The 3869-nt window shown below is 27.4% G+C and carries 4 protein-coding genes; all 4 read right to left on the bottom strand.

The genetic code is table 11. The annotated features are described in order from the left end of the window. Positions 1 to 13 precede the first annotated feature (13 nt). Positions 14 to 958, bottom strand: coding sequence for a siderophore ABC transporter substrate-binding protein (locus G3997_RS03835; protein ID WP_296648396.1), 945 nt, complete (start codon positions 956 to 958; stop codon positions 14 to 16). A gap of 68 nt (positions 959 to 1026) precedes the next feature. Continuing rightward, positions 1027 to 1782 carry an iron ABC transporter ATP-binding protein gene (locus tag G3997_RS03830; RefSeq protein WP_296648392.1) on the bottom strand — a complete coding sequence of 252 codons (756 nt, stop codon included), beginning with the start codon at positions 1780 to 1782 and terminating at the stop codon, positions 1027 to 1029. Beyond that, positions 1779 to 2639, bottom strand: coding sequence for an iron chelate uptake ABC transporter family permease subunit (locus G3997_RS03825; protein WP_330616199.1), 861 nt, complete (start codon positions 2637 to 2639; stop codon positions 1779 to 1781). The genes G3997_RS03830 and G3997_RS03825 overlap by 4 nt, the downstream gene beginning before the upstream one ends. A gap of 144 nt (positions 2640 to 2783) precedes the next feature. After that, on the bottom strand, positions 2784 to 3743 hold the full coding sequence (locus tag G3997_RS03820) for an ABC transporter permease (protein WP_296648387.1): 960 nt from the start codon (positions 3741 to 3743) through the stop codon (positions 2784 to 2786). Between the last annotated feature and the right edge of the window lie 126 nt (positions 3744 to 3869).

Raw genomic sequence — 3869 nt, 5'->3', positions numbered from 1 at the left:
TTTAATATATTAATTATTTTATTGCATCTTTTATATTGTTTATCATAGTTTCAGTAGAATCTAATCCACCAGCTACAACATACCATGCTGCTGAATCTAAGTATACTATTTTATCATTTTTATATGCATCTGTTGATTTTATTAAATCATTGTCAAATAAAGCTTTAGCTGTACCTTCTCCACCTGTACCACTTCCTTTATCTACAACAAATAGGTACTCTGGGTTTTGCTCTGCTATGTATTCAAATGTAACTTGTTGACCGTGATTAGATTCTTCTATTGAAGCATCTTTATTTGTAACTCCTAATTCGTTGTATATTAAACCAAATCTAGATTTATCAGAGAATACACTTATATTTCCTTCACTAACCATAGTTGTTAAAGCAGTTACATTCTTTTCTTGTGCCATAGCTTTAACTTCTTCCATTTGCTTAGTTAAGTTATCTAAGTTTTCTTTTACAAAGTCTTCTTTACCAAATATTTTACCTAATACATCTAAGTTACGGCTAAAATCTGTTAAATAATCACTTCCGTCTACTGATAAGTATACAGTTGTAGCTATTTCAGCAAATTTATCGTACATATCTGCTTGTCTTCCACTTATTATTATTAAATCTGGATTTAATTCATTTATTGCTTCAAAATCAGGTTCTTTTAACCCACCTACATCTCCGTACTTATCTTCTTTATATTTTGATAAATATTCAGGTACTGATTTCTTTGGAAGTCCTATAACATCAACTCCCATATTATCTAATATATCTAATGTTCCGTAGTCAAATGTAACTACTCTTTCAGGATTTTTAGCAACTTCAATAGTTCCATTTTCATCTTGAACTGTAACTACTTCAGCTCCTTTAACTTCTGTTTCTGGTGTATTATTTTTACCACCTATCGCAAATGCACCTAATAATCCTACTATTGCAACACCTGCAATAATTGCTGCTTTTTTGTTCATAATAACTCCCTCCAAGTTTTTTACTTTTTATATTAATTGTCTTTTCGCGAAAAAGATAATTATTATCATTAATAATATATACTTATTTTGTTACCATCTATTTCTTGAACATTAAAGTCCATATCGTAAATTTCTTTTAAAACATCTTCATTTATAATTTCATCTACAGTACCTTGTTTAGCTATAGCTCCATCTTTAAGTGCTACTATATAATCTGAGTAACAAGCTGTAAAGTTTATATCATGCATTACAAGTATTATAGTTTTTCCTAAATCATCACAAAGATTTCTTAATACTTTCATCATAGATGAAGCATTTTTCATATCTAAGTTGTTAAGAGGCTCATCTAAGAATATATATTCTGTTCCTTGAGCTATTACCATTGCTATAAAAGCTCTTTGTCTTTGTCCTCCACTTAACTCATCTAAGTATTTTTCTTGTATATCTACTAAGTTCATATATTCTATAGCTTCATCTACAAACTTTTCATCTTCTTCAGTTAATCTTCCTTCACAGTATGGGAATCTTCCAAAGCTAACTAATTCTCTTATAGTAAGCCTCATATTTAAGTTGTTTGACTGCTTAAGAATAGCTATCTTTTTTGATAACTCTTTGTTATCCCACTGGCTAATTTCTTTACCTTCTATATAAACCTCACCTAAATCTCTTTTCATTAATCTAGTTATTATAGATAAAAGTGTACTTTTACCAGCTCCATTAGGTCCTATAAAAGAAGTTATCTTTCCTTTTTCTATATTTACAGATACATTATTAACTACTTTTTTGCTATCGTATTTTTTTAGTATATTTTTTACTGCAATCATATTCTACTCTCCTTTAATAATAAGTACATAAAGTATATTCCACCTATTAAGTTTATAATTACACTTACTGGTGTACTGAAGTTAAATATTCTTTCTGCCAATAACTGTCCAAATACTAGTATGAAAACACTTAGTAATGTAGACATTGTTATTAAGTACTTATGCTTGTAAGTTGTTATCATTTGTCTTGAAAGATTTACTACTAATAATCCTAAAAATGTAATTGGACCTACTAGTGCTGTTGATATTGATATAAATATTGATACTACTACGAATAACTTTTTAACTAATTTATCGTAGTCTATACCTAAGTTTATAGCTTGGTCTCTACCTAAATTTATAACATCTAAGTACTTTAAATCATCATAAACAAATGGAATTACTAGTATAATCAATATGATTGATATTAATAATATATCTACATTAACATTGTTAAAACTTGCAAATAATTTATTTTGTAACGTTAAATATTCATTTGGGTCTATAACCATTTGCATAAAAGATGACATACTACTAAATAATGTCCCACATATCATACCTACTAATAATAAGAATAATATATTTGAATTTTCTCTTTTAAACATTACTTTATAAAGTATTGAAGATAGTAAAATCATACCTCCTACACATATTACAAAGTTATATCTTTTATCTACAATAAATACACTTGAACTACCTAATACAAATACTATTACTGTTTGTATTAATACATATAATGAATCAAGTCCCATAACATTAGGTGTTAGTATTTTATTTCCACTTATAGTTTGAAAAATTGTAGTCGAAATAGATATACATACTCCTGTTAATATTATAGCTAGTAGTTTTGGGATACGTTGAGATAATGCATAATCCATATTATTTGCATTTAGCCCTATACTTAAAAATAATCCACTTACTACTAATATAAGTATTGATAAAATAAAAATTTTATTTTGTGCTATACTTTCTCTATTATTTTTTTTATTTATTTTATTTTCTTTTCCTATTNTTTTCCTATTTTAGCATTTAGCTCCATATCCAGCCCTCCTAAATATCATATAAAGGAATATTGCACTTCCTAAAACACCAACTATAAGGCCAACTGATAGTTCGTATGGATATATAAGAACTCTACTTAAGATATCACATAGTAAAACAAACAGTGCTCCAAACAGTGCTGTATGACCTATATTTTCTGCAACATTATCGCCTTTATATAGAGAAACTATATTAGGAACGATAAGTCCTATATATGGTATATTTCCAGCTGTTATTACAACAGATACTGTTACTAATGCTATTATAACAAGTCCTAAGTTTACAACTTTTTCATAATCCATTCCTAAGTTTTTAGCAAAGTCTTCACCCATACCTGCTACAGTAAATTTATTAGCATATAAAATTGCTATTATTATAAGCGGTATGCTTATGTAAATTAACTCATAATTACCCCTAAGTATCATTGAGAATTTACCTTGCATCCAAGCATTTATATTTTGCATAAGTTCAAATTGATATCCTAAGAAACTAGTTATAGCTCCTATTATATTTCCACACATTATCCCAACTAATGGAATAAATATTGCATCTTTAAATTTTAGTGTTCTTATAAATTTCATAAATATATATGTTCCTGCTAGTGCAAATGCAAATGATATTAAAGCTTTTTGTATTGGTGATGCATTTGGCATTAATATCATAGCTACAACTATTCCAAGTTGTGCTGAATCTATTGTTGCTCCTGTTGTTGGAGATACAAACTTATTTTTACTTATTTGTTGCATTATAAGTCCACATATACTCATCCCTACTCCTGCTAGTATTATAGCTATAAGTCTTGGAAATCTACTTATAAACATTACATTTATACTCTCTTGGTCTAAACTAATAATATCTGAAATACTTATATTTTTAGCTCCTATAAGTAATGACACTAGAGATAATATAACTAACATTATTGCTAAATATCTTTTTTTCATTTTATTCTCCCGCCTTTTATAATTGCTCTATATTTAAAATATTTATTAAGCTATATTGATATTCATTTTCAATATATATTAACTATATACCACTAACTGGTAATTGTAAACATTTTTTTNACTATA

It is taken from the genome of Romboutsia sp. 13368 (assembly GCF_018336475.1).
In the GTDB taxonomy this organism is placed as follows: domain Bacteria; phylum Bacillota; class Clostridia; order Peptostreptococcales; family Peptostreptococcaceae; genus Romboutsia.
This window is presented reverse-complemented; position numbering and strand designations above follow the sequence as displayed.

Excerpts from the sequence above, each read along its gene's own strand:
- G3997_RS03835 (WP_296648396.1), bottom strand. The coding sequence starts at position 958 with ATGAACAAAAAAGCAGCAATTATTGCAGGTGTTGCAATAGTAGGATTA.
- G3997_RS03830 (WP_296648392.1), bottom strand. The coding sequence starts at position 1,782 with ATGATTGCAGTAAAAAATATACTAAAAAAATACGATAGCAAAAAAGTA.
- G3997_RS03825 (WP_330616199.1), bottom strand. The coding sequence starts at position 2,639 with ATGGATTATGCATTATCTCAACGTATCCCAAAACTACTAGCTATAATA.
- G3997_RS03820 (WP_296648387.1), bottom strand. The coding sequence starts at position 3,743 with ATGAAAAAAAGATATTTAGCAATAATGTTAGTTATATTATCTCTAGTG.